The sequence below is a fragment of the Cruoricaptor ignavus genome, from assembly GCF_014961145.1.
In the GTDB taxonomy this organism is placed as follows: Bacteria; Bacteroidota; Bacteroidia; order Flavobacteriales; family Weeksellaceae; genus Cruoricaptor; species Cruoricaptor ignavus.
In genome coordinates this window covers 423,953-449,588 of sequence record NZ_CP063145.1, presented here as the reverse complement: position 1 = coordinate 449,588, position 25,636 = coordinate 423,953, and the positions used below count along the sequence as shown (strand labels likewise).

At 48.3% G+C, this 25,636-nt stretch carries 21 protein-coding genes and 1 tRNA gene; 7 read left to right on the top strand and 15 right to left on the bottom strand.

Annotated features, from left to right (window positions below; translation table 11 throughout):
- Positions 1-12 precede the first annotated feature (12 nt).
- Positions 13-735 carry a lipoyl(octanoyl) transferase LipB gene (gene lipB / locus IMZ16_RS02045; RefSeq protein ID WP_193440771.1) on the top strand — a complete coding sequence of 241 codons (723 nt, stop codon included), beginning with the start codon at positions 13-15 and terminating at the stop codon, positions 733-735.
- Between the two features lie 62 nt (positions 736-797).
- On the top strand, positions 798-2,147 hold the full coding sequence (locus tag IMZ16_RS02040) for a dihydrolipoamide acetyltransferase family protein (protein WP_193440282.1): 1,350 nt from the start codon (positions 798-800) through the stop codon (positions 2,145-2,147).
- A gap of 40 nt (positions 2,148-2,187) precedes the next feature.
- Here IMZ16_RS02040 and typA read toward each other — a convergent pair whose 3' ends face one another.
- Positions 2,188-3,990, bottom strand: a complete 1,803-nt coding sequence (gene typA, locus IMZ16_RS02035) for a translational GTPase TypA (protein ID WP_073179495.1) — start codon at positions 3,988-3,990, stop codon at positions 2,188-2,190.
- Between the two features lie 87 nt (positions 3,991-4,077).
- Complete coding sequence (locus IMZ16_RS02030) at positions 4,078-4,599, bottom strand: hypothetical protein (RefSeq protein WP_193440281.1); 522 nt, start codon at positions 4,597-4,599, stop codon at positions 4,078-4,080.
- Between the two features lie 164 nt (positions 4,600-4,763).
- Here IMZ16_RS02030 and IMZ16_RS02025 point away from each other — a divergent pair.
- The 5 genes from IMZ16_RS02025 to IMZ16_RS02005 all read left to right on the top strand — a co-directional run bounded on the left by IMZ16_RS02025 (position 4,764) and on the right by IMZ16_RS02005 (position 13,738).
- Positions 4,764-4,836 (top strand) — tRNA-Met (locus tag IMZ16_RS02025).
- Between the two features lie 424 nt (positions 4,837-5,260).
- Positions 5,261-5,623, top strand: a complete 363-nt coding sequence (locus tag IMZ16_RS02020) for a helix-turn-helix domain-containing protein (protein WP_193440280.1) — start codon at positions 5,261-5,263, stop codon at positions 5,621-5,623.
- A gap of 284 nt (positions 5,624-5,907) precedes the next feature.
- The gene (locus tag IMZ16_RS02015) at positions 5,908-10,914 is read left to right on the top strand and encodes a translocation/assembly module TamB domain-containing protein (protein ID WP_317173233.1); all 5,007 of its coding nucleotides are present in this window, start codon (positions 5,908-5,910) and stop codon (positions 10,912-10,914) included.
- On the top strand, positions 10,901-13,231 hold the full coding sequence (tamL, locus tag IMZ16_RS02010) for a translocation and assembly module lipoprotein TamL (protein WP_193440279.1): 2,331 nt from the start codon (positions 10,901-10,903) through the stop codon (positions 13,229-13,231). Before IMZ16_RS02015 ends, tamL begins: the two co-directional genes overlap by 14 nt.
- A 69-nt stretch (positions 13,232-13,300) precedes the next feature.
- A complete protein-coding gene (locus IMZ16_RS02005; protein ID WP_073179501.1) occupies positions 13,301-13,738 on the top strand; it encodes an HD domain-containing protein in 438 nt (145 codons plus the stop codon).
- A gap of 58 nt (positions 13,739-13,796) precedes the next feature.
- Here the strand turns inward: IMZ16_RS02005 and IMZ16_RS02000 are convergent, their stop codons facing one another.
- The 13 genes from IMZ16_RS02000 to IMZ16_RS01940 all read right to left on the bottom strand — a co-directional run bounded on the left by IMZ16_RS02000 (position 13,797) and on the right by IMZ16_RS01940 (position 25,561).
- Complete coding sequence (locus IMZ16_RS02000) at positions 13,797-14,063, bottom strand: hypothetical protein (RefSeq protein WP_193440278.1); 267 nt, start codon at positions 14,061-14,063, stop codon at positions 13,797-13,799.
- A gap of 77 nt (positions 14,064-14,140) precedes the next feature.
- Positions 14,141-15,829 carry a signal peptidase I gene (gene lepB / locus IMZ16_RS01995; RefSeq protein WP_193440277.1) on the bottom strand — a complete coding sequence of 563 codons (1,689 nt, stop codon included), beginning with the start codon at positions 15,827-15,829 and terminating at the stop codon, positions 14,141-14,143.
- Between the two features lie 113 nt (positions 15,830-15,942).
- Positions 15,943-16,647 (bottom strand): 4-hydroxy-tetrahydrodipicolinate reductase, encoded by a 705-nt coding sequence (dapB, locus tag IMZ16_RS01990; protein ID WP_193440276.1) that lies wholly within the window; start codon positions 16,645-16,647, stop codon positions 15,943-15,945.
- Positions 16,648-16,656: 9 nt separating this feature from the next.
- A complete protein-coding gene (locus IMZ16_RS01985; RefSeq protein ID WP_394368286.1) occupies positions 16,657-17,223 on the bottom strand; it encodes a DUF5683 domain-containing protein in 567 nt (188 codons plus the stop codon).
- A 47-nt stretch (positions 17,224-17,270) separates the two neighbouring features.
- Positions 17,271-18,155 (bottom strand): ParB/RepB/Spo0J family partition protein, encoded by an 885-nt coding sequence (locus tag IMZ16_RS01980; RefSeq protein ID WP_193440274.1) that lies wholly within the window; start codon positions 18,153-18,155, stop codon positions 17,271-17,273.
- Complete coding sequence (locus IMZ16_RS01975; protein ID WP_073179511.1) at positions 18,152-18,943, bottom strand: ParA family protein; 792 nt, start codon at positions 18,941-18,943, stop codon at positions 18,152-18,154. Before IMZ16_RS01975 ends, IMZ16_RS01980 begins: the two co-directional genes overlap by 4 nt.
- A 167-nt stretch (positions 18,944-19,110) precedes the next feature.
- Positions 19,111-19,908, bottom strand: coding sequence for a SpoIIAA family protein (locus tag IMZ16_RS01970; protein ID WP_193440273.1), 798 nt, complete (start codon positions 19,906-19,908; stop codon positions 19,111-19,113).
- Between the two features lie 147 nt (positions 19,909-20,055).
- A complete protein-coding gene (locus tag IMZ16_RS01965) occupies positions 20,056-21,342 on the bottom strand; it encodes an adenylosuccinate synthase (protein ID WP_193440272.1) in 1,287 nt (428 codons plus the stop codon).
- A gap of 21 nt (positions 21,343-21,363) precedes the next feature.
- Complete coding sequence (locus IMZ16_RS01960; RefSeq protein WP_394368285.1) at positions 21,364-22,641, bottom strand: peptidylprolyl isomerase; 1,278 nt, start codon at positions 22,639-22,641, stop codon at positions 21,364-21,366.
- Positions 22,642-22,802: 161 nt separating this feature from the next.
- Entirely contained in the window at positions 22,803-23,729 is a 927-nt protein-coding gene (locus tag IMZ16_RS01955; RefSeq protein ID WP_193440271.1) for a PfkB family carbohydrate kinase, read from the bottom strand.
- An 18-nt stretch (positions 23,730-23,747) separates the two neighbouring features.
- The gene (gldD, locus tag IMZ16_RS01950; protein WP_073179519.1) at positions 23,748-24,302 is read right to left on the bottom strand and encodes a gliding motility lipoprotein GldD; all 555 of its coding nucleotides are present in this window, start codon (positions 24,300-24,302) and stop codon (positions 23,748-23,750) included.
- Positions 24,303-24,330: 28 nt separating this feature from the next.
- Positions 24,331-25,350, bottom strand: a complete 1,020-nt coding sequence (mutY, locus tag IMZ16_RS01945) for an A/G-specific adenine glycosylase (protein WP_193440270.1) — start codon at positions 25,348-25,350, stop codon at positions 24,331-24,333.
- A gap of 25 nt (positions 25,351-25,375) precedes the next feature.
- Positions 25,376-25,561 carry a hypothetical protein gene (locus IMZ16_RS01940; RefSeq protein WP_193440269.1) on the bottom strand — a complete coding sequence of 62 codons (186 nt, stop codon included), beginning with the start codon at positions 25,559-25,561 and terminating at the stop codon, positions 25,376-25,378.
- Positions 25,562-25,636 lie beyond the last annotated feature (75 nt).

Here is a 25,636-nt window from a genome sequence, read left to right as displayed (position 1 = left end):
TTAAATTTTATGATGAAAATTCAGCAGAACAAGCGTATCCGGTTTGAAGATTTAGGGCTGATGAACTACGATGAAGCCTTTGCCCATCAGGAAAAGCTGATGCAGCAAATCATCGCCCAAAAAATTGCGAACCGTGAAAATCCCGGCGATTTCCAGCCTACGGAAAACCACCTGCTTTTTGTAGAGCACCCGCACACTTACACCTTGGGAAAGAGCGGCCACGAAGAAAATATGCTTGCCAATCCGGAAAAATTGCGCGAGATAAACGCCGTTTATACCAGGACGAACCGTGGCGGCGATATTACCTATCACGGTTTTGGGCAAATCGTGGGCTACCCTGTTTTGGATTTGGAAAATTTCCGTACGGATATCCATCTGTATATGCGGAATCTGGAAGAAGTCATCATCCGCAGCATTGCAGAATTCGGGCTGAAAGGCGAGCGAAGCCCTGGTGAAACGGGTGTTTGGCTGGATGTTGGGAAGCCCTTTGCACGGAAGATTTGTGCGATGGGTGTGAAGGCTTCTCGGTGGGTTACGATGCACGGTTTCGCGCTGAATGTAAATACGGACATGCGCTATTTTGAGTACATCATTCCGTGTGGAATCAGGGATAAACAGGTGACTTCGCTTCAGCGTGAACTGGAGCGCGAACTTTCGCCGGAAGAAGTGCAGAGGGTGAAAAATTTAATCGTATCAAATTTCGCGGAAGTGTTTGAATGTGTAATAGATGATTGATAGGCCGGCTTCTTACTTAATTATCAATTATATCCTATCTTTGTCAAAATCAAAACAAATTTATGGCTGAATATAAACTGCTGCTGCCTTCGATGGGCGAAGGTGTGATGGAAGCTACCATTATTTCCTGGCATTTTAATGAGGGCGATACCGTGAATGAGGATGATTCCGTAGTGGAAATCGCTACCGATAAAGTGGATAGCGATGTGCCTACGCCGGTTTCCGGAAAAATCGTGAAAATCCTGAAACAGAAGGATGAGGTGGCAAAAGTTGGCGAGGCTATCGCCATTCTGGAAATTGCAGGCGAAGGCTCTGCAGATGTGCAGGAACAGCAGCAGGAACCGAAGTCCGCGGAAGATGTGCGTACCGATATTCCGCAGATTTCTCAGGAAGAAATCCGCGAATTGGAAAAGCCCCTGAAAGATGCCGAACAAGTTTCCGCACAAAATTCATCAGCCCAAATTTCCGGCGAGAGATACCTTTCTCCTTTGGTAAAATCCATCGTGCAGGAAGAAAATATTTCCGAAGCGGAACTGCAGTCCATCAAAGGTTCCGGCCTTGAAGGCAGAATCACGAAGGAAGATATTTTGAACTTCCTTGAAAACCGCGGGAAATCTCAGCCGCAAACTGAGCAACCGCAAACCGCACAGCCTGCCGCTGCTAAGCCTGCGGAAATACCTGCCGCAACAATCCCAACCTACGATGGCGACGAAATCATCCAGATGGACAGGGTGCGGAAAATCATCGCCGATGCTATGGTGAATTCCAAGCGCACATCGCCTCATGTAACATCCTTCATCGAAACGGATGTAACGAATGTGGTGAAATGGCGCAATAAAAATAAGGCACCGTTCGAAAAGCGCGAAGGCGAAAAGCTCACCTTTATGCCGATTTTCGTGAAGGCCGTGGTAAAGGCCATTCAGGATTATCCGATGATAAATGTATCTGTGGACGGCGATAAAATCATCAAGCGGAAAAACATCAACATCGGTATGGCAACGGCTCTGCCGGACGGCAACCTGATTGTACCGGTCATCAAAAATGCCGATCAGCTTTCGCTTTCAGGGCTTGCAAAAGCCATCAACGATTTGGCGGAAAGAGCGCGCAGCAAAAAGCTGAAGCCGGAAGATACGCAGGGTGCCACCTACACGATTTCCAATGTGGGAACCTTCGGAAACCTGATGGGCACGCCCATTATTCCGCAGCCACAGGTTGCGATATTGGCAATTGGCGCCATCGTGAAAAAGCCTGCCGTGGTAGAGACGCCGGACGGCGATATGATAGGCATCCGCCATCTGATGTTTATGTCGCACTCTTACGATCATCGCGTAGTGGACGGCTCTTTGGGCGGGATGTTCCTGAAGAAAGTTCACGATTACCTGGAGGCCTGGGATCAGAATTTGGATATTTAAAAATGGTCTCTTAAAATCGTTTAAAAGACCATTTTATTTCTTAAGATTTCGCACTGCGCTCCACCCTCTTTCTCTCCTCTTCGGAAAGGATTTTCTTTCGCATTCTAATGAAATTCGGCGTTACTTCTATCGCTTCATCCGCCTGAATATATTCCATACATTCCTCCAGCGAAAACTCCACTTTTGGCGCTATGCTGCCGTCCTTATCCTTCCCTGCAGCTCGCATATTGTTCAGCTGCTTGCCTTCCACAATGTTCACCACCAAATCGCCCGGCTTATTTTGCTCGCCCACAATCATTCCTGCGTAAACTTCCTCGCCAGGATCTACGAAAAATCGACCTCTGTCCTGGAGTTTTTCAATGGAATAAGCGGTAGATTGTCCCTGATTTTTTGCAACCAAAACGCCGTTGTTTCTCCCCGGAATATTGCCCTTGAAAGGCTTGTACTCAGAGAAGCGGTGCGCCATAATGGCTTCGCCGGCTGTTGCTGTGAGCATTTGTGAGCGCAGCCCGATTAATCCGCGGGACGGAATTTCAAACTCCATATGCTGCATTTCGCCCTTGGTTTCCATTATGAGCAAATCGCCTTTGCGCTGCGTGGCAAGGTCGATAACGCGGGATGCAAATTCTTCCGGCACATCTACCACCATCATTTCGTACGGCTCCATTTTCTCGCCGTCAATTTCGCGCAAGATTACCTGTGGCTGCCCAATCGTCATCTCGTAGCCTTCCCTCCTCATCGTCTCGATAAGCACGGAAAGGTGCAGAATTCCTCTGCCGAAAACCAAGAAGGTATTAGCATCATCGGTTGGTTGAACTCTCAGTGCCAGGTTTTTCTCCAGCTCTTTCTCCAGCCTGTCTTTTAAATGGTTGGAAGTCACATACTTACCATCTTTCCCAAAGAAAGGCGAATTATTGATGGAGAAAGTCATATTCAGCGTAGGCTCGTCGATTTCAGTTCTTGGCAAAGGCTCCGGATTTTCCAAATCCACAAAGGAATCGCCAATTTGGAACGCATCGAAGCCTACCACCGCACAAATGTCTCCTGCCTGCACTTCCTGTACTTTTTTCTTGCCAAGGCCTTCAAATTCATAAAGCTCCTTCACCTTGCCCTTCACGGTTTTCTCTTCCTGTGCAAGGCCAATCCACTCCCCTTCTTTCAGCGAGCCCCTTGTAATTTTGCCGATGGCAATTCTCCCTAAAAACGATGAATAATCTAGCGAAGTGATTTGCATTTGTAGGCTGCCTTCTTCCACTTTTGGCGCGGGAACATATTGCAGAATGCCGTCAAGAAGCGGCGTGATATCGTTTGCAGGCTCCAGGCTTGTATTGAACCAACCCTGCTTTGATGAGCCGTAGAAAGTCGGGAAATCCAGCTGTTCTTCCGTGGCATCCAGGTTGAAGAAAAGGTCAAAAACCTGATCGTGCACTTCTTCCGGCCTGCAGTTCGGCTTATCCACTTTGTTGATGACTACTATTGGTTTCAGGCCAAGCTGCAAGGCTTTGTGCAGCACGAATCTTGTTTGCGGCATCGGCCCTTCGAAGGCATCCACCAGCAGAATTACGCCGTCTGCCATTTTCAGAACGCGCTCTACTTCTCCGCCAAAATCGGCGTGGCCAGGTGTATCTATCACATTGATTTTCACACCTTTATAGGTTACCGCAATATTTTTTGAAAGAATGGTAATGCCGCGCTCACGCTCCAAATCGTTATTATCCATAATGAGTTCACCGCTCTCCTGATTTTCGCGAAAAACACTCGTAGCGTGAATTATCTTATCCACCAAAGTTGTTTTCCCGTGGTCCACATGGGCAATGATGGCGATGTTCCTGATGTTCTGCATAAAAATTTTTTAACGGCGCAAAAGTAATTAAAAATAAAAATTCCCGGGCAATCCGCCGGGAATTTCATCCTAATTTTTGTAGGTGGTTTATCTTGCAGAGTACCACTCATCATAGGTTTCTCTAGCATCATCGGCATTCTTCGGCCTGTAGCCAAGGTAAATACCGCCATCTTTGATGTCGCTTTCGTAGCGCTGCGCTTCCTCTTCCGGAACGCCCATACCCGTAAGCGCGCCGATAAGGCCACCAGCGGCAGCGCCTGTTCCTGCACCTGCAAGACCTGCTGCAAGGGGTCCCGCTACGATGAGGCCTACACCCGGAAGAAGTACATTAGTGCCGATAGCTGCAATCGCACCTACCAAGGCGCCGATAGAGCCACCAATAAGGGAACCTTTGCCCGCATTCTCCGCTACTTTATCACCAAGTTGCGAGTCTATATCAGAATTTGTATAATATTTATCCCTGGTAGCATCGGACATCATTACATTCACCTCATCCTCTGTGTATCCTTTTTGTCTCAGGCGGTCATAAGCAGCATCCGCTTCTTCTCTTGTGTTGAATACTCGGGATACATAATCTTCTCTGTATTCCGGTCTGTAATCTGTAGCCATAATTTATATCTTTAATTTGATTAAACTTCTAAAAAAGATGCAATAGTGGTGCCGAGATTCCCTTTGCGTTGCATTTTAACTTTTTTTAACAATTCTTTTTTGTGATGAATTTTTTTAAAAAAATTGGATATTTAAAAATAAGTTGTATCTTTGCAATTCAAAACCGCGGGGTAGAGCAGTAGGTAGCTCGTCGGGCTCATAACCCGGAGGTCGCACGTTCGAGTCGTGTCCCCGCTACAAAATTTCGATTGCCTGTCAAATCATTGTGCGAGTTATCGGCAAACAGAGCCTTGCGCTCGATTGATTTGGTAGGCATCTTTTTTTCCTGGTCACGAAACCGGTCACGAAGAAGTTTTTTCCGTGACTAAAAATCTGAACAAAGGTGATCTTATGGAAATAATTTATCTTAACAATGTTTTGTGCCGAGAGCCGTGGAAAGATTCTTCGAGAAATCACCGTCGGTAATAATTCTTGTTAAAAGTTCGTCCGTAAGTATCATTTTTAGTTACATTTGTGTAATTACAGAAATGTTATTACAAAATTACAGAAAATTACTGATTATCAAAATATTTTTAGTAAAAATTTTAAATAATTATTTATCTATTTGATAATGAGTGAATTAAAATTTAATCTTCCTGCGTTTAGAAATGCTGTTGAAAATTTGAAAAAACAGAAAATTACCAAAACGCAGGTTGCTGAATCTATTGGAAAAAACAGCAACACTTTTTCGATGGTGCTGCAAGGCCGTACAAAATTGAATTTGGAAATGGTTCTTAAGTTTTCCGAGCTGTACGGTTTCGATCCGGAAACCTTCATCATCCGCGAAGCAGCTGAAAGCGTGCCGGTGGTTACCGAGCATTCGGAAAACTATGGAGCTGGAAAAGACGATTGGGAAATAATATTCAGCAATGTGATGACGAGCCACAACAACATACGCCAAAGCCTGAAGATGACGCTTAATCTGATGGATTTGCAGGCGGAAAACTTGAAGATTTTAATGAAAACAATAAAGAAACAGTCCTGAAATAGTCACGAAAACCAGTAGCCAGAAGTTGTTAAATAAATGATTTACAGGCGGATATGGATTGGCGTTTTAGTCGTGTCCCCGCTACAAAGCGGAAAAATCAGTTATTGGAAAGCCGGTAACTGATTTTTTTTATTTTTTAGGAAATTCATCCATTCCTAACCTAATCATCCCGATGCAACTTTAGAAAATTTTCCTCGAAATTTTTAAAGGATACAATCCGTATTTTTCGCAGGGCTTCCAAAATCTTCCCTGAATTTCTATCTTTGCGGAAATTCACAATTTTGAAGGCACGCCTTTTAAAGATACTTCGCGTTTTGGCCATCATCCTGCTCAGCGTTCTGGCGCTGGTCTTCATCCTGATTGGTGCGGTGCAGATGCCTGGCGTCCAGAATGCGCTGAAAAACAAACTCGTAAGCTACCTGGAAGAAAAGGTAAAAACGAATGTGGAGCTGGAAAGGCTCGCCATAAAATTCCCGAACAGCCTGGTGATGGAAAACCTGTACCTGCAGGGCCAGGATGTGGACACGCTGCTATTCGCCAAAAAATTCGATGTAGGGCTGGATATTCCTGCGCTGCTGCGGAACGAAGCGAAGCTTACCTCCATTGATCTGGAAAAAATCCGTGCCAATGTTGTGCGCCGAGAAGATGGTAGTTTCAACTTCGATTATTTCGTGGATGCCTTTACCAACAAGGAAGAGAAAAGTTCCGAAAGCAAGCCGTTCATCCTCTCGCTCGACAAAATTAAGCTGCAGGATATAGGCGTAAGTTTCCGCGATGAACAGGCGAGAAACGATATGAATGTGCGCTTCCGCTACTTCGATACAAGGGTGAAGAAGTTCGACATTGACCAGAATACCTATGCGATCGGCGATATTGTGATGGATGGGCTGAAATTTCGGCTGAAGCAGGATTTGCTGGAAGAAGTGGCGGAAAAAGCCGATGAAAAGGTGGATTCCCTTCGTGAGAAAAAACCGATGAGGCTGGATTTGGCCGGGATAAAGTTCACGAATTTCGATATTGATTTTCAGGATGAAAATTCACGGATGAATTCCAAAATCCTGTTCAGAGAGCTGAATACAAAGGTTAAGAAAATCGATATTGAGCGTAATGATTATGAAATTCCGCACCTTTTGCTTTCCGGTGCCAATATCGATTTGAACCTGTACACACCGCCAACCAACGGAAACGCCGACCCTGAAGCGAAAAACGACCGCGGTAACCCGATGACCTTAGTTTTGGGCAAAGGAAAGTTGCAAGATGTGAAGCTGCGCTACAACAATACTGCGGTTGGTAGGCAGGCAGGTTTAGACCCTAATCATTTGGATGTCAGCAAGTTAAACCTGGAATTATGGAATTTCAAAATGAACGAAGGTCAGTTTGCAGGCACGATAAATTCTGCGGAAATTCAGGAAAAAAGCGGGTTGAACATTCAAAAGCTGCATACTGATTTTCTGTATGCCGAAAAGCAGGCGTACCTAAAATCTCTGCTGCTGCAAACGCCGAAAACCTTGCTGCGCGATGAAATTATTTTAGATTACAATTCCATCCAAGAACTCAGCCAAAATCCTGGAAATGTGAAGGTTGCGGCGAACATCCGCAATTCAAAAATTGCATTTTCGGACATTTTGAATCTGGTGCCAAGTTTGCAGAAAACCGCGCCGTTCAGCACCTACCCAAATGCTGTGATGAATTTGGATACCGGGATTTTCGGCAGGCTGGATGATTTGCAGATTAACCGTTTTAAATTGACAGGGATTGACAAAACCGTGGTGCTGGCTTCTGGAAAAATTCAGAATGCGGTGAGCAACCCGGACAACCTGTTTTTCGACCTGAACATCCGGGAGCTTTCGAGCGAAGCGAAAACGATTTACAATCTGGTTCCGAAGGGCACGATTCCGCAGAACATCAGCCTTCCGGCGGCGTTTACAATTCGCGGAACGGCGAAAGGTTTTGCCAATAATCTGGCGGCAAATCTCAACCTTAATTCTACCGCTGGAAATGCGAAAATAAATGCGCGGGCAGATTTGCGCAGAAAAGGTGCGGAACTTTATGATGTAGCCGCAGAGCTTGACAGGCTGAACATCGGGAAAATCACCCAAAATAATCAGCTGGGATTGGTGAGCGGAAAAGTGATTGCCAAAGGCCAAAACTTTGATGTGATGAAGGGCACAGCGCAAATTTCCGGCAATCTTTCGGCGTTTGATTTCAACGGCTACCGCTATCAAAATGTTCGGCTGGATGGGAAACTGAACCACGGCAGCTACCGCCTCAACCTCGATTCCAAAGATGCGAATGCCAACCTGAAACTTGTGGCAAGCGGAATGCTGCGCGACAATAATCCTACGATAAAAATGCAGGGCGACCTGAAAAATGTGGACCTTTACAAACTTGGTTTTTACAAGGAAGCCCTGGCGCTAAAAGGCTCACTTTCAGCGGATTTCACGAACATTAACCCTGATTTTCTGAATGGTGGCCTGCTCATTGATCAGCTGCAGATTACGGATAAAAACGGCGTGTATCCTTTGCAAGAAATTCGTTTGACGGCGGTTTCCAACAATGAAAAAAACAGCCTGCAACTCACTTCGCAAATTGCCGATGTGGATCTGGAAGGAAGGTATAAACTCACGGAAATTGGCGATGCACTGATGCAGACCGTGAATGAATATTACCAGATTTCTGCGCCGAAGAAGAAGATTTCGCCGGGACAATATTTCGATTTCTCGGCAAAAATCAAGGATGATGATTTAATCCGGAAATTCGTGCCAGAGCTTAAATCCTTTGAAACCATTGCGCTGGACGGAAATTTTGCAGCAGACAGGAAATCATTAGCGATCAATGCTAAAATTCCACAGTTGCAGTACGGCGAAAACCATATTGAAAATGCGGCACTCAGCGTTCGCAACGAAGGCCCTGCCCTACTCTACAGCCTGAATGCCGAGGAACTGCATAACGAAAATTTGGCGCTGAACAAGGTGAGCATCGATGGTGATGTGCAGAACAACACCATTACCTACAATCTTTCGGCGAAGGATGAGAAGGATGAAACGAGATTTTTGGCGGCCGGAAACTTGAGAAGTTTAGGCGAAATCACGGAAGTTTCGCTGGATGGCAATTTAGTGCTGAATTACTCAAAATGGCAAGTGGCTGAAGGCAACAAAATCAGCATCGGGAAAAACGGCATCATTGCAGACCAATTTGTCTTAACGAAAAACGACAGCAGAATTGCCTTACAATCTGAAACTCAAAGTTTTACGAGCCCGATGAATGTGGAAATCGTGAACTTTAAAATTGACGACATTGCGGAACTTCTTCGCAAGGATGAACTTCCGGCTTCCGGAACAATCAACGGAACGGCACAGATTCGTGATTTGATGGGCAAAAACCTGAACCTGAATGCCGACCTGAACATCACAGACTTGGCGGCTTACGAAAATCCGGTGGGCAATGTACAGGCGAAAATCTCGAACAGCAGCGCAGAAATCCTGAATGCGGACATCCGACTGACAGGCTATGACAATGATGTATCCATCACAGGAACTTACAACACGGCGGCTGCGCAATTCAATCTGCTGATGGATATGAAGGCGCTGCAAATGAAGAGCCTGCAGGGCTTAACGCAGAACCAAATCAAAAATGCGGAAGGCTACCTTTCCGGAAGGCTGGATATTACGGGCAGCGCTGAAAAGCCGAGCATCTTGGGAAGCATCAAATTCAATGATGTTGGGATGGAAATTGCGCAAACCGGCAGCAATCTTCGCAACCTGAACGATGGGCTGAGGTTTACAAATACCGGCATTAATTTTAACCGGTTCAGAATTAATGATAAAGATGGCAACGCACTGGTTATCAACGGTGATGTACTGACTCCGGATTACAAAAGTTTTGCCTTTGATCTGAAAGTCCGTGCGGATGAATTCCGTGCGGTAGATTCAGAAAAGGATAATGACAAAATGATGTACGGCCTGCTCATCATTAATGCAGATTTGACGATAGGCGGCAATCTGGATTTGCCAAAAGTGGACGGTAAGCTGAGCATCACCGATAAAACAGACTATACCTTCGTGCTGCCGCAGAGCAGCCCGGAACTGCAGGATAGAGAAGGCATCGTGGAATTTATCCCAAAAGAGCTTTGGGCAGCTACCGATACTGGGCAAAGTGAAGATCTGGCGGAGAAGGAAAGCAGGCTGCGCGGGCTGGATGTAAATGTAAATATCGAAATAAAAAGAGAGGCAAAAATATCCCTACTTATTGACAAGGCGAACGGCGATTTCGTGAAACTGCAGGGGCAGGGCGACCTCACCGCGGGCGTGGATCCATCCGGAAAAACCACGCTGGTGGGAACTTACGATGTGGAAGAAGGTGCCTACGAGATGTCCGTAAGCCTCATCCGGAGGAAATTTGATATTCAAAAAGGGTCTACCATCATCTGGACGGGCGACCCTATGCTCGCGCAACTGGACATCACGGCCATCTACAGAACGGAGGCGCCTCCGTATGATCTGGTGGAGCAGCAAATTTCTGGAATGTCCCGAAGTGAGATGAACCAGTATAAACAAAGAATACCATTCAACACCGAACTGAAGCTCACTGGGGAGCTGATGGAGCCTGTCATAAAATTTGACATAACGATGGATGAGGAGAATAACAGCGTTTCCTCCTCTGTGGTGGATAATACGAAGGCAAGGCTGGAAGAACTCCGCACGGATGAATCGGAGATGAACAAGCAGGTTTTTGCCCTTCTCCTTCTGAACAGATTTATCGGTGAAAATCCTTTCGACAGTGAGTCGGGAGTGTCCGCCGAGATGATGGCAAGGCAGTCTGTAAGTAAAATCCTCAGCCAGCAGCTGAACAATCTCGCGGGCGACCTGATTCAAGGTGTAGATTTAAACTTCGACCTGGAATCTTCTGAAGACTACTCCACGGGAGAAAAAAATACCCGTACAGACCTGAATGTTGGGGTAAGCAAGCGACTGCTGAACGACAGGCTGAAAGTAACGGTAGGCAGCAACTTTGCGCTGGAAGGACAGGCACGGCAAAACGAGCAGACTACGAACATCGCCGGGGATGTTTCGCTCGATTATCAGCTCTCCCGCGACGGACGATATATGCTGCGCGCTTTCCGCAAAAACGAATATCAGGTGGCACTGCAGGGGCAGATCGTAGAGACTGGCCTGAGCTTCATCATTACCCTGGATTATAATGAGTTTAAGGATATATTTCAAAAATCAAAGAAAAACAGAGAAAACCGGGAACTAAGCCGGGAAATCCATTTCAATGAAAGTAAATAACAAAACATATATATTTCAGGTTGCAGGTGCTGCAGCAATTCTATCCGCTGCCACCGCGTGCGGACCCCAAACTTACCTGAAAGAAGGCGAAACACTCTACACCGGCGCGAAGGTGGAAATAATAAATGACACGATGAGCAAGCGCCAGAAGAATAAACTTCGGGACGGAATTCAGGAAAAACTCCGCCCGAAACCGAATTCCTCCTTTCTGGGGATGCACCCAAGGCTTTCCATTTACGGAATGGTATCCGAGCCGAAGAAGGATAAAGGCTTTAAATACTGGCTGAAGTACCGCCTGGGGGAAGTGCCCATCACTATGGGCGATGTGGATAGGGATTTCAACCGGGATATTGCCAGGAATTATTCCGAAAACAAAGGCTACTTCAACGCGAGGGCAAAGTATGACACCGAGGAGAAAAACCGAATGGCGAAGGTCACTTATGAAGTGAAGCCAGGCGTTCAGTACCTCATCAACGAAGTAACCTATCAGCAGGATTCCAGCCTGGTTTCTACCGAAATAAAAAAGATGGAAAACACAAGCCTGCTGAAAAAGGGCGATGCATTTGATCTGGATGTGGTAAAGGCGGAGCGCAACCGCATTGACGGACATATGAAAGAAAACGGTTTCTACTACTTCCATCCTGACAATCTCGTGATACAGGCAGACAGTACCGTGACCGGCAGGCCGCGGGTGGATATGAACCTGAAACTAAAAGAAAATACGCCGGAAATCTCCAGGCAGCAATTTACCATTGATAAAGTAATCGTCTTTGCGGACTACAGCCTGCAGGGGCGCACCAGGAATAACCTTAGTGTACCGATGACTACGGACTCCACGCAGTTTTACAAAAAATTTTACATCGTAGATCCGGATCATAAATTTAAGCCAAAAATCTTTGAACGAGCCCTAATGGTGGAACCTGGCGAGATTTATAACCGCGCCGATCATAACCTGAGTCTCAACCGGCTCATCAGCCTGGGGACATTCCAGTTCGTGAAAAACCAGTTTGTAGTTTCGGATTCAGCTAACAGTAAGTTCGATGCCTACTACTTGCTTACCCCGCGCGCTTTCCAGTCGCTGCGCGTAGAGGCTACGGGGAAGACCAACTCCGCAAGCTATGTGGGAAGCGAGATAAATGTGAACTGGACTCACAGAAATGCTTTCCGCGGTGCCGAGCTCCTGAAAGCCGCCGTGTATGGCGCTTTCGATGTGCAGGTTGGAGGCAAACGGGACAGGGAGGCCAACAATATCTATCGTGTCGGTGGCAATGTATCTCTGGCGGTGCCGCGCCTTCTGGTGCCGTTCCGCGTGAAGAGCAGCAGCGCCTATGTGCCAAAAACCTTCACCAGCATCGGCTATGAATTTCAGAACCGCACGCAGCTTTACACGCTTCATAACTTCAGCGGAAGTTTCGGCTACCTATGGAAGGAAAATGCCAGAAAAGAACACGAGCTGAAGCTGCTGGATGTAACCGTGGTGGCACCGCAGAAAGTGACGGCAAAATTCGATTCCATAGCGGCGGGCAATCCTTATATGCGGCGCGTGGTGGAGCGGCAGCTCATTTACGGACCGACTTACAGCTACACCTACACCAACACGATGCTGCCGAAGAAAACCACCATCTATTACAAAGGTATGGCAGACCTGGCGGGGAATTTATCCGGTTTAATTTCCGGTGCCAATGCTGAGGAAGGAAAGCAGAAAAAAATATTCGGTACACCGTTCAGCCAGTATGCCAAGATGGAGCACGATGTACGGCTATACCACCGCGTGGGGGAGAAAAGCCAGATCGCCGCCAGGTTGGATGCGGGCATCGCCTATCCGTACGGCAACTCAGAGTTCATCCCTTTTTCAAGGCAGTTCTTCGTGGGGGGCAGCAACAGCATACGGGCTTTTCGTGCCAGAACTTTAGGCCCGGGCAGCTACGATCCGAATCTTTTGCAGTCAAGTTTCTATGCAGACCAGGCTGGGGACATAAAACTAGAGGCCAACCTTGAATACCGCGCAAATCTCTACAAATTCCTGAATGCGGCCATCTTTGCAGATGCGGGGAATATCTGGCTGGTGAATGAAGATGTTAATAGGCCTGGGGCAAAATTCAGCAAAGATTGGGCAAAGGAAATCGCAGTGGGAGCAGGTTTCGGTCTCCGATTGGATTTTAATATCCTCGTCCTGCGGCTCGATCTCGCCATGCCGCTGCGCGTGCCCTACTATCCTGAGGGGGAGCGCTGGGCTTTCAGCAGAATTGATTTCGGTAACTCCGACTGGAGAAAGGATAATCTGATACTCAATATTGCAATTGGATATCCATTTTAGCGAAAATTAATTTCCTGTTAACATTAGTAAAATCTTGAAAGGCTAAATTTGTCCCCTATTTTTTCCCTGATGACTAAAGAGGAACTGTTGTTCAAAGCCATAAACATTGCCACCGAGGCACACCGCGGGCAAACGGATAAGTACGGCGCGCCATATATTGGCCATGTGATGCGAGTGGTAAACTATTGCCGGACGCTGGATGAGAAAATCATCGGAGCGCTGCACGATGTAGTGGAAGACGCTCCTGACTGGACTTTTGAACGACTGACTGCCGAAGGCTTCGGCGCCTATGTTTACGAACTGGATTGCCTCACCAAGCGAGAGGGTGAAGATTATGATACTTTTCTTTCCCGAACTCTACAGTCAGAACTTGCTGTACGGGTAAAACTGTGTGACCTTCAGGATAATATGGATTTGCGGCGGGTAAACCGGGCTTTAGCAGAAAAAGACCTGAAGCGTATGAACAAATACCTGAAAGCCTACCGATACCTTACGGAAAAATATTGATATAGATTGAAAAAGAGAAGCTCCTGATGGAGCTTCCTGCATTTTAAAGATGGGCTAATTACCTTGATACCCCCGTATTGTCTACCGGCTGCGCAGGCGCGGCTACTGTAGAGTCATTAGGTATACCGCCGGAATTGGTAGCATTCACATCCACGCCTTCAGTCTGGCGGTCATTCCCGCTAGCATCCAGGTTTGAATTTACATCCGTAGCTTCATTTGGCAGCGGCGCAGTTTCGCTGATTTCTGAAGCGCTCTGGTTTTCAGCCGGTTTGTTGCAAGAAGCAGCTACCGATACTAAGGCGATTGCAAAGATCAATTTTTTCATAACGGATAATTTGTGTTTAAAACTTTCGCAAATATACGCATAAACTCAATAGTTTACTAATGAAAAAAATTCCGTTATTAATCTTCTTTCTCTTTTCTCTTAAACAGTTTTACAAAATATTCCCAGCCAAAGAAAAGGATAAGAATAATCGCCGCAATCCACCAGTACGAAGTTTTCTGCGCTTCGCCGGTGTTGGTTGCCTTGAACATCCTATCCCACCGAATGCGTTTTCCGGCAGGCTGATAGGTGGAATTGGCATCGGCGAAAAGGCCTTCCACGCTCATCCAGGTGAACATTGGCTTGCCTACGATGTGCGTTTCCGGAACGAAGCCGAAAAAGCGTGCATCCAGCGAAGCATCGCGGTTATCGCCAATCATCATATAATATTCCTGCTGAATTTTGTACTGGTTCGTAGGCTTTCCGTTGATGTATAACTGCCCGTTTTTCGTTTCAAGTTTATTGCCTTCAAACTGCGTGATGATGCGCCTGTAAGTCTCGATGTTTTCCGGCGTTAAAGTAATTGTCTCGCCTTTTTTCGGAACTTTCAGCGGGCCATACCAATCAGGGTTCCACGGCTTTCCGAAAGGGAAGATACTGTTCGTGCTGTCAATTTTTTTAGAAAACATTGCCCTTCCAAATTCATCGCCCACAAGTTCGCCGTGGCGCTTTATCGGATAGTAGGATATTATGCCTTCACCTTGTGGCGCCAGCTCTTCCTGCATTGAAAGCACTTCTGGCAAAGCCTTGATGTCCTTGGCAATCTCATCCGTCAAGCCCTGAAATCTGTAGATGAAGCCCTTCTCAGTCTGCCCTTCCTGCAAAGGCAAAAAACCATAGGCTTGGTAAAGCGCCGCAATATCCAGCTGCTCGGAAGTTTCCACGAAATAAGCGTGCTGCACCTGTGCATCCGCCAGCCTTCGTTCAGGTTTTCCGTTGATGTACATTCTGCCGGCACGCATTTCAAAAATATCGCCGCCTACTGCCACGCAACGCTTTACATAAGGGTCCTTCCGGTCAATAGCCGTATGCACGGAATCTTCGGGATAATTGAAAACCACGATGTCGTTCCGCTTCACTTTTTCCCAGCCTGGAAGGCGGAAGTACGGCAGCTTCACCGCTTCCACATAAGATTTCGGGTCGTCTTTCGGGTTGCCCTTCTGCCCTGTATCCATTATCGTTCCCTGCAAAAACGGGATGGATAGCGGACGCATCGGTAAGCGCAAACCGTAGTTCATTTTATTCACGAAAAGAAAATCCCCCACCAGCATTGTGCGCTCCATAGAACCTGTGGGGATGCCGAAAGGCTGCGCTATGAAATGATGGATAATGGTGGCAAAAACGATGGCAAAAGTAAGGCTGCCAACCAGCGTGTCTTTCTTTTTTTCCTTCGGTTCGTCGGTTGTATTGGCGTAGAAATATTCCGTTTCGTCTTCCAGCTCGGTATCTTTTCCATAGTTTACAACTGCCATATAAATGAACGGCAGCAAGGCTGTAAGTACCTGATGCTGAATGAGTTGCTTGCCGAATTTCTTCATCAGCAAAATGTGGAACACCGTCATCATAATAGGCCCTACGATGGGAAGGTAGGCTAAAGCCACCCACCATTTCGGATTTTTGGTTTCCTTCAGGATGATGAAATAATTGTAAAACGGGACGAAAGCAACCAGCGGATTGTAGCCCATTTTTTTGAAAAGTTTCCAAGTGGAAATGCCCATCAATAACGATAAAATCAGGACATAAACGGTATAGGTAAGGAAGTAATTCATTGCGTTGGCTTTAGGCGATAAGCTTTAAGCTGTTGGCTGCTTGCTTTTGGCTTATTGCAAATGGTTTTTAATTTTTTAATATTTATTTCTCAATCTATTAATACCACAATTTCTTAAACAATTCCCAGCACATCCCTCATCCCAAAAACACCGCTCTTGCCGAGCAGCCATTCCGCTGCGATTACGGCACCGAGCGCAAAACCTTTTCTGTCGTAGGCTGTGTGCTTCAGCTCGATTTCATCCACATCAGAGCGGTAGAAAACGGAATGCGTTCCCGGCACTTCGTCTTCGCGCAAAGCAAAAATGCCCAGCGCATTATCCTTGGTCTGGCCTAATTGCCAGCCGTCAAATTTTGGATTATTTTCAATAATGCCTTCCGCAATCGTAATCGCCGTGCCAGAAGGAGCATCCTTTTTATGGATGTGATGGATTTCCTCAAGCTGCGGCCTGTATTCGTCGAAATTGCGCATCAGTGCGGCAAGCTTTTTATTGACTTCGAAAAAAATGTTTACGCCCAGACTGAAGTTCGAGGCATAAAAAAAGCCAGTGCCGTTTTCAACCGCCAAATCATCCATTTCCTTTTTGCGGAAAAGCCAGCCCGTCGTTCCGGAAACCGTGGGTATTTTCGATTTCAGGCAAACGGAAATATTTTCCGGCGCAGCTTCCGGATGCGAAAATTCTATCGCAACATCCGCAGTGCCCAGGCTTTCTGCAGTAGGCGTTTCGTTCAGCTTTGCCACGATGCTGTGCCCTCTTTCCACGGCAATTTCCTCTATTGCCCTGCCCATTTTTCCGTAGCCTACCAGTGCTATTTTCATCGGCTAAATTTAAAATTTATAGTTTAAACTAAGCCCGGCAGCTGTAGTTTTTATTGATGTCTCGTTGAAAAAAAATGCCGGTTTCAGAGCAAGGTCCGGGTCGTGCCGCTGCTCGTAGAGGTGGGCATCCACCACGGCATCCACGATGTTCAGAATGTAAATGATGCCGCTGATCCCGATGGCATAATCGCGGTTGCGCTTCTGCCGGTCCTGGGTTCTGCCGAGGGTGTCCGCCGTCACGCCTTTTATATCCGAGAACTCGTGCTTCTGCCCGTTCAGCTCTGCAATAAAAGCGTTGCGGTAGCGGTGATATTGGTGATCGTTCCAGAGCGCGATGCCCACTCCGGCGCCCACTGCGCCCCACACTACCGGTATTTTCCAGTATTTTTTGTTGTAAAACTGTCCCAGCCCCGGGAGTACCGCCGAGTAAAGCCCCGCGCGGGTGGGATTCAGCCGCAGCGGCCCGGTGTTCGCATTCGCCCTCAGAATTTCCTCTTCAGCCTGCTCCGTTTTTTTTAATGCTTGCAGCGAGTCTGCCGGGCGGTAGTCCACCCGGATGCTGTCATTCGGGCGCACCTGCGAGTAAGCGAAACCCGAAAAAAATATCAAAAAAATCAGAAGCCTCACTGGATGTGTGATAGTATTTTTTGAAGTTCATCCTCATCTTTAAACTCAAGGACGATGGTACCCTTCTTCCCGTTTTTGCTTCGGATTTCTGCCTTCACTTCCAAAATATCTCCAAGGTTTTTTTCTGCCCTGCGGAAGCTGTGCGGCAGTTCCAACTGTTTTTTCGGGCTGTAGCCTGCCGGGTTCTTCATCTGCGATGCCGCCCTCTCTGCCTGGCGTACATTGAGTTTTTCGCTAATGATTTTCTGGAACAGCTGCCGCTGCCTCGCCTCGCCTTCCAGACTGAGGATTGCTCTGCCGTGGCCGGCAGAAATCTCGCCGCTGCGGATCGCATTCTGGATCTCCGGGCTCAGCTTCAGCAGGCGGATGGAGTTGGTAATTGTGGAGCGCTCCTTCCCCACTCTGCCGCTAAGGCTATCCTGCGTCATCCCGATTTCATCCAGCAGCCGCTGGTAGGTAAGCGCGATTTCTATCGGATCCAGGTCCTCACGCTGGATGTTTTCCACAAGTGCCATTTCCAGCAACTCGCGGTCGTTCACCAGACGGATGTAGGCAGGTATCGTTTTCAGCCCAGCAATTTTCGATGCGCGGAACCTCCGCTCGCCGGAAATAATTTCAAAACGGTCGCCATCTTTCCGAAGGGTGATGGGCTGAATCACGCCCAGGCTTCTGATGGACTGAGCCAAATCGTTCAGCGCCTTCTCATCGAAGTAACTCCTTGGCTGCGAAGCATTTGGGTAAATATCTTCCAGCGCCACCTCCATAATATTCCCCACTAGCTCATCCGCGCCCTCATCTGTGGCAGCGTTTATGGAAAATTTGGATTCCGAGCTGAGGATGGCACCCAGCCCCCGGCCCATTGCTCTTTTCTTATCTTTCAAACGGTCTGTCTTTTCGGTTTAAAATTTTTATCCTGATTTTTCAGCAGTACTTCCTCTGCCAGCTGTATGTACTGTACGGCGCCCTTGCTCTCAGCATCGTACATCAGGATGCTTTCCCCAAAACTCGGAGCCTCGCTCAGGCGCACATTCCGGCTGATAATAGTCTCGAAAACCATCTCCGGAAAATGGGAATTCACCTCCTCTACCACCTGATTGGAGAGGCGCAGGCGGCTGTCGAACATTGTGAGCAGCAGCCCCTCGATGTCTAGCTCCGGGTTGTGGATTTTCTGGACATTTTTAATGGTGTTAAGAAGTTTGCCGAGACCTTCCAGCGCAAAATATTCGCATTGGATCGGGATAATGACGGAGTCCGCGGCAGTGAGTGCATTTACCGTGATCAAGCCTAAACTTGGAGCGCAGTCTATAATGATAAAATCATATTCGTCGCGCACCTTGTCCAGGGCTTCCCGCATCATATACTCGCGGTTTTCCCTGTCCACCAGCTCTATTTCCGCCGCCACCAAGTCGATGTGAGACGGGATGATGTCCACATTCGGGGAGGTGGTTTTCAGGATGCATTCCTTAGCGGGTACGCTGTGCTCCAGCAGGTTGTAGGTAGAGTGGCTCACTTCCTCCACGCCAAGTCCGGAGGTTGCATTCGCCTGCGGGTCGGCATCTATGAGCAGGATGCTCTTCTCCAGCACGCCCAGCGCCGCAGCAAGGTTTACCGCCGTGGTTGTTTTACCCACGCCGCCCTTTTGGTTTGCCACACCGATGATCTTCGCCATAGAAATTTTTAAACTTCAAAAATAAGATTTTTTTAATGATGATGAGCTCCCAAAGTACCGCTCTTTAAAATAATCAGATGTTTCCCAGTCTTTTACAGGATAAAAAACTTATCCACAAAAAAACCGGACAGCCGCAGCCATCCGGTTTTCATCAATAATTTAAAACCTTAATCTTTGTGCCTGAATCTGTCGAAAAGAGCTTTTGTAATCACCGCGCCCAGTGTGTAATAGGCTACAGTCATTAGTCTTTTCTTCCTTGTGGAAGCTACCGGCTCGTCATCCAGCCCGATATATTTTGGGAGCGATACTGCTGCAAGGCCCCCGAGGATGCCGGAGAAAATCCCAAGCTTGCCCGTAGCGGTAGCCGCGTAGTACAATGAGTTGGAAACCACATCGCCCACAAGTGCAGCTGTATAGAGTTCGTTCTCGTTCAGGTTTATTCCAGCCCCGTCGAGGATTCTATCAAGACCTTCTTCCGCTACTTCGTTAATGGCAGGTGCATTATCGGCATTTTTGCGGAGGCTCTCGTGGAGGATGTTCAGCGCAAGCGCACCGCCAAGCCCGGCAGCAATAGCCGCGACGCGCGCCGGTTTGGTTTCATCAATTCCGGTGGATGCCCATTTTTTCGCGGCTTTAAAATCTTTTTTCTCAAAAACGCGGAATTCCCCGATTGGGAGCATATTGAACATCTGGGTTGCCTTATCCACAAAGATATCGTCCGTCACAATGGCGCAGCGGTTCCAACGGGAAAGATTACTGATGCCAAGCAGCAGATCCTGAACCCACGCACCTTTGGAAAAATTTAGGACATGCGTATCCAGTTTCAGGAGATAGTTCAGTTCGTGAGTTCTGTTCACCACTTTTTCTACATGGTCAAAAACTCTGTCAAAATCCTTAGCGGTTACTTTGCCCTTAGCTTCGAATGCTGCCACATTTTTCGGCGCACATCTGATTACCTTAATCATAATAAACTTTTTTTGATAACAGAGATGCACAAATCGTTCCGCAAAGGCTTTTTAAAATATAAATATTTGTTAAAAAAAACCTTATGCAGCAGGCAAAATCCATCAGGCTATACGCTGCCTAAAGCCTTCTGCTTAAAATATCCTGCCTCAGAAAAGATCCTTCCTGATGATATTCTGGCTGCGCTCCGGCCCTACGGAAACCAGGTATACGCTGATCCCAAGATAATCTTCGATGAACTCAATGTACTGCTTGGCATTTTCGGGAAGTTCCTCGTAGCTCCGTGCTTTGCTGATATCTTCCGTCCAGCCCTCAAGCTCCTGATAGACAGGGGTATAGTTATAAAGTTTTGTTGTAGAGGATGTGAAGTAGTCTATCATCTTACCATCTTCCGTCTTGTAGTGGGTCACTGCCTTGATCGGCGAAATACCCGTGAGCACATCTATTTTGGTAATCACAAGATGGTTAATGCCGTTAATCATACAGGCGTGCTTCAGCGCCACCAGATCCAGCCAGCCGGTTCTGCGCGGCCTCCCGGTAGTAGCCCCGAACTCGTTGCCTGTCTTACGGATTTTCTCGCCCAGTTCATCGTGCAGTTCGGAGGGGAATGGGCCATTGCCCACCCTGGTGGTATAGGCTTTAGAAACGCCGATAAGATTCTGTAAGGCAGTCGGCGGAACTCCGGCTCCCGCGCAAACTCCCCCTGTGGAAGGAGAGGAAGAAGTGACGAACGGGTAAGTCCCGAAATCAATATCCAGCATCAGAGCCTGAGCGCCTTCGAAGAGGACATTCTTGCCACTGCGGATTGCCTCGTTCAGCTCCACCTCGGTATCTACAATCCGGTGCTTCAGTTTTTCACCGATCTTGACAAACTGGGTGTAAATTTCTTCAGTATCCAGGGTATCCCGCTCGAAATATTTCTCGAATACCGAGTTTTTTACCCTCAGGTTTTTCTCAATTTTTTCTCTCAGGATTTCAGGATTCAAAAGATCCACCATACGGATGCCCACCCTCGCAATCTTATCCTCATAGCAAGGGCCTATGCCTTTTTTCGTGGTACCTATCTCTGTGCCTCCCTTTTCCTCCTCGCGGTATCTGTCCAGTAGAATATGGTATGGCATAATGACATGCGCGCGTTTGGATATGAAAATGTGGTCCGTACTAATGCCGCGGCTTTCCAGCTGCTCTATTTCGTTGAGGAAAGACAGCGGGTTTACCACCACCCCGTTGGCGATGATGCACTTGCCCCTGCACTGCAGCACTCCGGAGGGCAGCAGGTGTAGCACAAATTTCTCGTCCCCCACATACACCGTATGGCCCGCATTATCGCCACCCTGAAACCTCACTACATAGTCAGACTTTGCTGAGAGCACATCTGTTATTTTTCCTTTCCCCTCATCCCCGTACTGAAGGCCTACCACCACATATGTTGACATAGCTTTACCCGGAATTTGCAGTTAATTTGATAATGAATGTGTACGAAGATCGCTGCGGAATCCGCAATCGCTGTAGCGCTTGTCTATGGAGATGAAGACATCAGGCAGGCGGCCGTTCACCCACCTCTCCACGATTTCGTTTTTCTTCTTATTCAGAGCCATATTTTTAATGCGCTCATAGTCGGTCTTCAGGTCTAGTCGGTGCGCGGGGATTTCAGCATTCAGCATCATTATGTTTACTGTTTTGCGGTCGTTCTCTGTATCCTCGAAAACCTCGGTCATATCCCCCGGCTTAAGGCCTGCCAACTGATAGGACACCAGGGACGGCAGGGTGTCGCGCTCTATTTTATCGCTGCCGTCGTGGCCCGTTACCACCCCTCCGTTAAACTTCGTGCCCTTATCATCGGAAAACTTGAAGGCAGCTTCCTTGAAGGTCATTTTCCCTTCCTTAATCAGGGTGCGGATGCTGTCCAGCTTCTTCGTAGCCGCCGCCAGCTCCGCTGCGTTCGGCTCGGCTTTCAGCAGGATATGGCGGGCGTCGTACAGTTTGCCGCTCTTTTTCACCAGCTGTATCAGGTGGTAGCCGTATTCCGTCTCTACAGGTTCGGAAATTTCGCCCTCCTGAAGGTTCAGCGCGGCAGCTTCAAAAGGCTTTACCATCCTCCCTCTCGGCACCCTGGTATAGAGCCCGCCGCCCGATGCCGAGCCCGGATCCTCGGAATAAATCCTCGCCATAGATTCAAAGCTGGCACCGCCGTTTATCTCATCCTTTATTTTGTTTAGCCTGTCAATGAGTTCCTGCTTGTGAGCATCGGTAAGCTCCGGGTACATAAAGATGTGGGAGACGCCTATTTCATCCTTCGCCATAGGGAGATTCAGGGCATAGGTATTGTAAAAATCCTGAACCTCGTTGGGCGTTACATCGGTTTTTTCTGTAATCCTTTCTATTTTTCTCTGGCCGTAGTAGTTGTCCGTATCTATTTTTTCGATGGTATTTTTCATCTCATACGCCGTGCGGAATTTGTAGGCGTTCAGCATCGTTTTCTCATCCGGGAACTGGGCAAGTATCTGCTGGTACTTCTGCTCCGCCATCTGCTGGAGGGTCTCCGTCCGCTTCTCAATCAGCGTATCGCGCTTCGCCTCGTAGATCAGCAGTTTGTTGTTAATCATATTTTCCAGGAACTCGCACTGCCCCGGCACCTGCCCGCCCTGCTGCCTGGCATAGTGCATCTGCTCCTGTATGTCGGATTCCAGCACAATCTCGTCGCCGATTACCGCAGCAATGCCGTCTACCAGCATACCGGGCTGCAACTGTGCATTCAGTGGGGAAAATACTGCCGCCAGGAGGCAGATAAAGATGGTTTTTATGTAAAGTCTGCTACTCATCATTAATGTTCAGTTTTGCAAAAATAATACAATCCTCGCTAAGGCTAAGCTAAGCCTGAGCGTTTTTAGTTTTTTTAAAGGTAAAAATCTGATTCGAAGCCCGTAAGTTCCTTAAACTGGGCTATCCTCGCCTTCAGGTCTTCGGCGGAGATTTCCGCGATGCGCTCCGTCCCGAATTTCTCCACCGTGAAGGACGCCATCGCAGATGCGGCGATGAGTGCCGTTTTCATATTTGCGAAACTAAGATCCCCGGTGCTCGCCAGGTGGGCTGCAAAGCCTGCCGCGAAGGTATCGCCGGCGCCCGTAGGGTCGTATACATCGGCTATCGGCAGTGCCGGCACCGCGAATATTTTATCCTCGCTGAAGAGCAGCGCGCCGTGCTCGCCTTTTTTGATGATCACGAAGTGCGGCCCCATCGCGTGGATTTTCTTGGCGGCATTTACCAGGGAGTACTCTCCGGTCAGCTGGCGGGCCTCCTCATCGTTAATGCTGATGACATCCGTGCGCGCGATCATCTGCTGCAGGGTGTCCATCGCCGTATCCATCCAGAAATTCATAGTATCCAGGATTACCAGCCTCGGGCGGGTGCTCATCTGGTCGAGGACGGAAAGCTGCACAGCGGGGTCGAGGTTTCCGAGGAGAAGGATCTCGGCATCGCGGTAGGCATCGGGTACTTTCGGCTGGAAATCCGCCAGAACATTCACCTCGGTAGCCAGCGTATCCCGGGAGTTGAGGTCATCGTAATACTTCCCGCTCCAGAAGAAGGACTTCCCCTCTGGTTTTACCTCAATACCGTCGGTATTGATGCCGCGGTTTTTAAACAGATCCAGATATTCCTGCGGGAAATCCCCGCCCACCACGGACACCACCGCAGCATCCACTTTTAAAACTGATACCGCAAGGGCAATGTAGCTTGCCGCCCCGCCGAGGATCCTGTCCGTTTTCCCGAAGGGAGTTTCTATCGCATCGAAGGCTACCGAGCCTACTACCAAAAGTTTCATTTTTTTACTTTTTGTTTATTATTTCCACTCAAAAGTATCGAGCATATGTTTTAAATCTTTCCTGATGTACTCCACCGCCGGCGCGAGGGAATCCGGTTTCGGCCGGGTATTGAAATAGAGGCTCGCCGTTACGAAATGCCGTGCGCTGTCCGTGGCATATAGCTGGATGTTCGAGGCGGTCTGCCCCTTCAGCTCATAGAAATTCCCGAAGACTTTTTTTTCCGGATAGGCGAAGGATTTGGTCTCTATCGCGGAGGCCTTCACCGTATGGCCGTACACCATCTTCTCTGCCTCGGCTATGTGCAGCTGCAGATCATCCCGCACCGGGAAGTAGGTCACGAACACCCTGGCCTTCATCGTAGGATACTGTATGTAATACCAGCAGGGCTGCTTGCCGGGCACCACTCGCGCGTAGTCCGAATACTGAAAACTGAAACCGCAGGGAGAGCGGAACTCCTGATACGCCGCCGCCGGATACTCCAGGCGGAGCTCCCCCGAGGGCTTTGGCAAGGGCGCCTTGCCGCACGAAAACAAAGAAACCAGAAAGCCGGTGAGCAACATCTGCCTAAACATTCGGCAAAAATAAGCAAAAGCACCCAAGTCAGCCACTGAAAATTTCACCGATGAATCTCTGCAGCGGCTGCGGGAAGGATTTCCTTGCGGAACCTTCTAAATCTGTGATGAGGAAGCCGCCCTGCGCTGCGTAGCGCCGGAAAAGATGCTCATCAGGGATTTTGTAATGATTAATCGTAATGCGGAGGCTGCGGTGGGTAAGCTGATGATTGATAAGGAAAGAAGATTCTGAATATTTCTGGAAACTCTCCGGTACCTCCGCCGGAAATTCATAAAGATTTTTCCAGATAAAGTCCGTGCCGCGCCGCCTGATGAGGAACGATCCCCGCCACTCCACGAAGGCATAGCCGAGCGCGAGCTCTGTCTTCCTCACTTTTTTTGTCTTTTTTGGGTAAAGCTCCGCAGTGCCGGTACCTGCCGCGGCGCAGCCCTCCTCCAGCGGGCACTCCCTGCACAGCGGCTTGCGTGGGCGGCATATCCCCGAGCCCAGATCCATCACCGCCTGATTAAAATCCCCCGCCCGCCCCGGCGGCATCAGCATTTTGGCAAGCTCCGAGAAGTAGCCGTGAGCGGCACTCCTGGAAACATCGAAATCATCAGCAAAAAACCTTGAAAGCACCCGGTAGAAATTCCCATCCACCGCGGGGATATCTTCACCGAAGGCGATGCTGGCAATTGCCGCTGCGGTGTATCTCCCCACCCCTTTCAGCTTCAGGATCTCATTAAAATTATCGGGGAAATTCCCTCCGAAATCATTCACAAGCTGCTTCGCCGCAGTGTGCAGATTCATCGCGCGGGAGTAGTAGCCGAGCCCCTTCCAGCAAAGCAATACCTCGTCTGTATCGGCATTTGCTAAAGACTCCGCGGTCGGGAATTTTTCTATGAAATTAAGGTAGTGCTGCCTGCCCTGCTCCACTCGGGTCTGCTGCAGGATAATCTCCGATATCCAGATTTTATAAGGATCGTCCGTGCTGCGCCAGGGCAAATCGCGGGCATTTTCCGCATACCATTGCAGGAGGCGGCAGCCTGCCTCAAGATTGAAATTCACAGCGGCAAATTTACCGTTAATATTTTTAGCCGCTCATTAGGATTGCAAGCGGCCTTTGCATCAGGCGGCATCTCGCAGCTTCCGGCGTGGCTAATGGCACCCTAGGTAGCATCCCGTGAAGTTTTCCGCGGTGGTCTTCTGCGGGCGGTGGTATTGCAGGCTGGCGGCGATGAGAAGCCAGGCGCCTTCTTCTAGTATGGGTAGGTGCCATTCCAAGGGCTGTGCGGGTGAGGATGCGGAAATTTCCCCGCCGATTTTTGCTTGCCCTTCGACAGGCTCAGGGTGA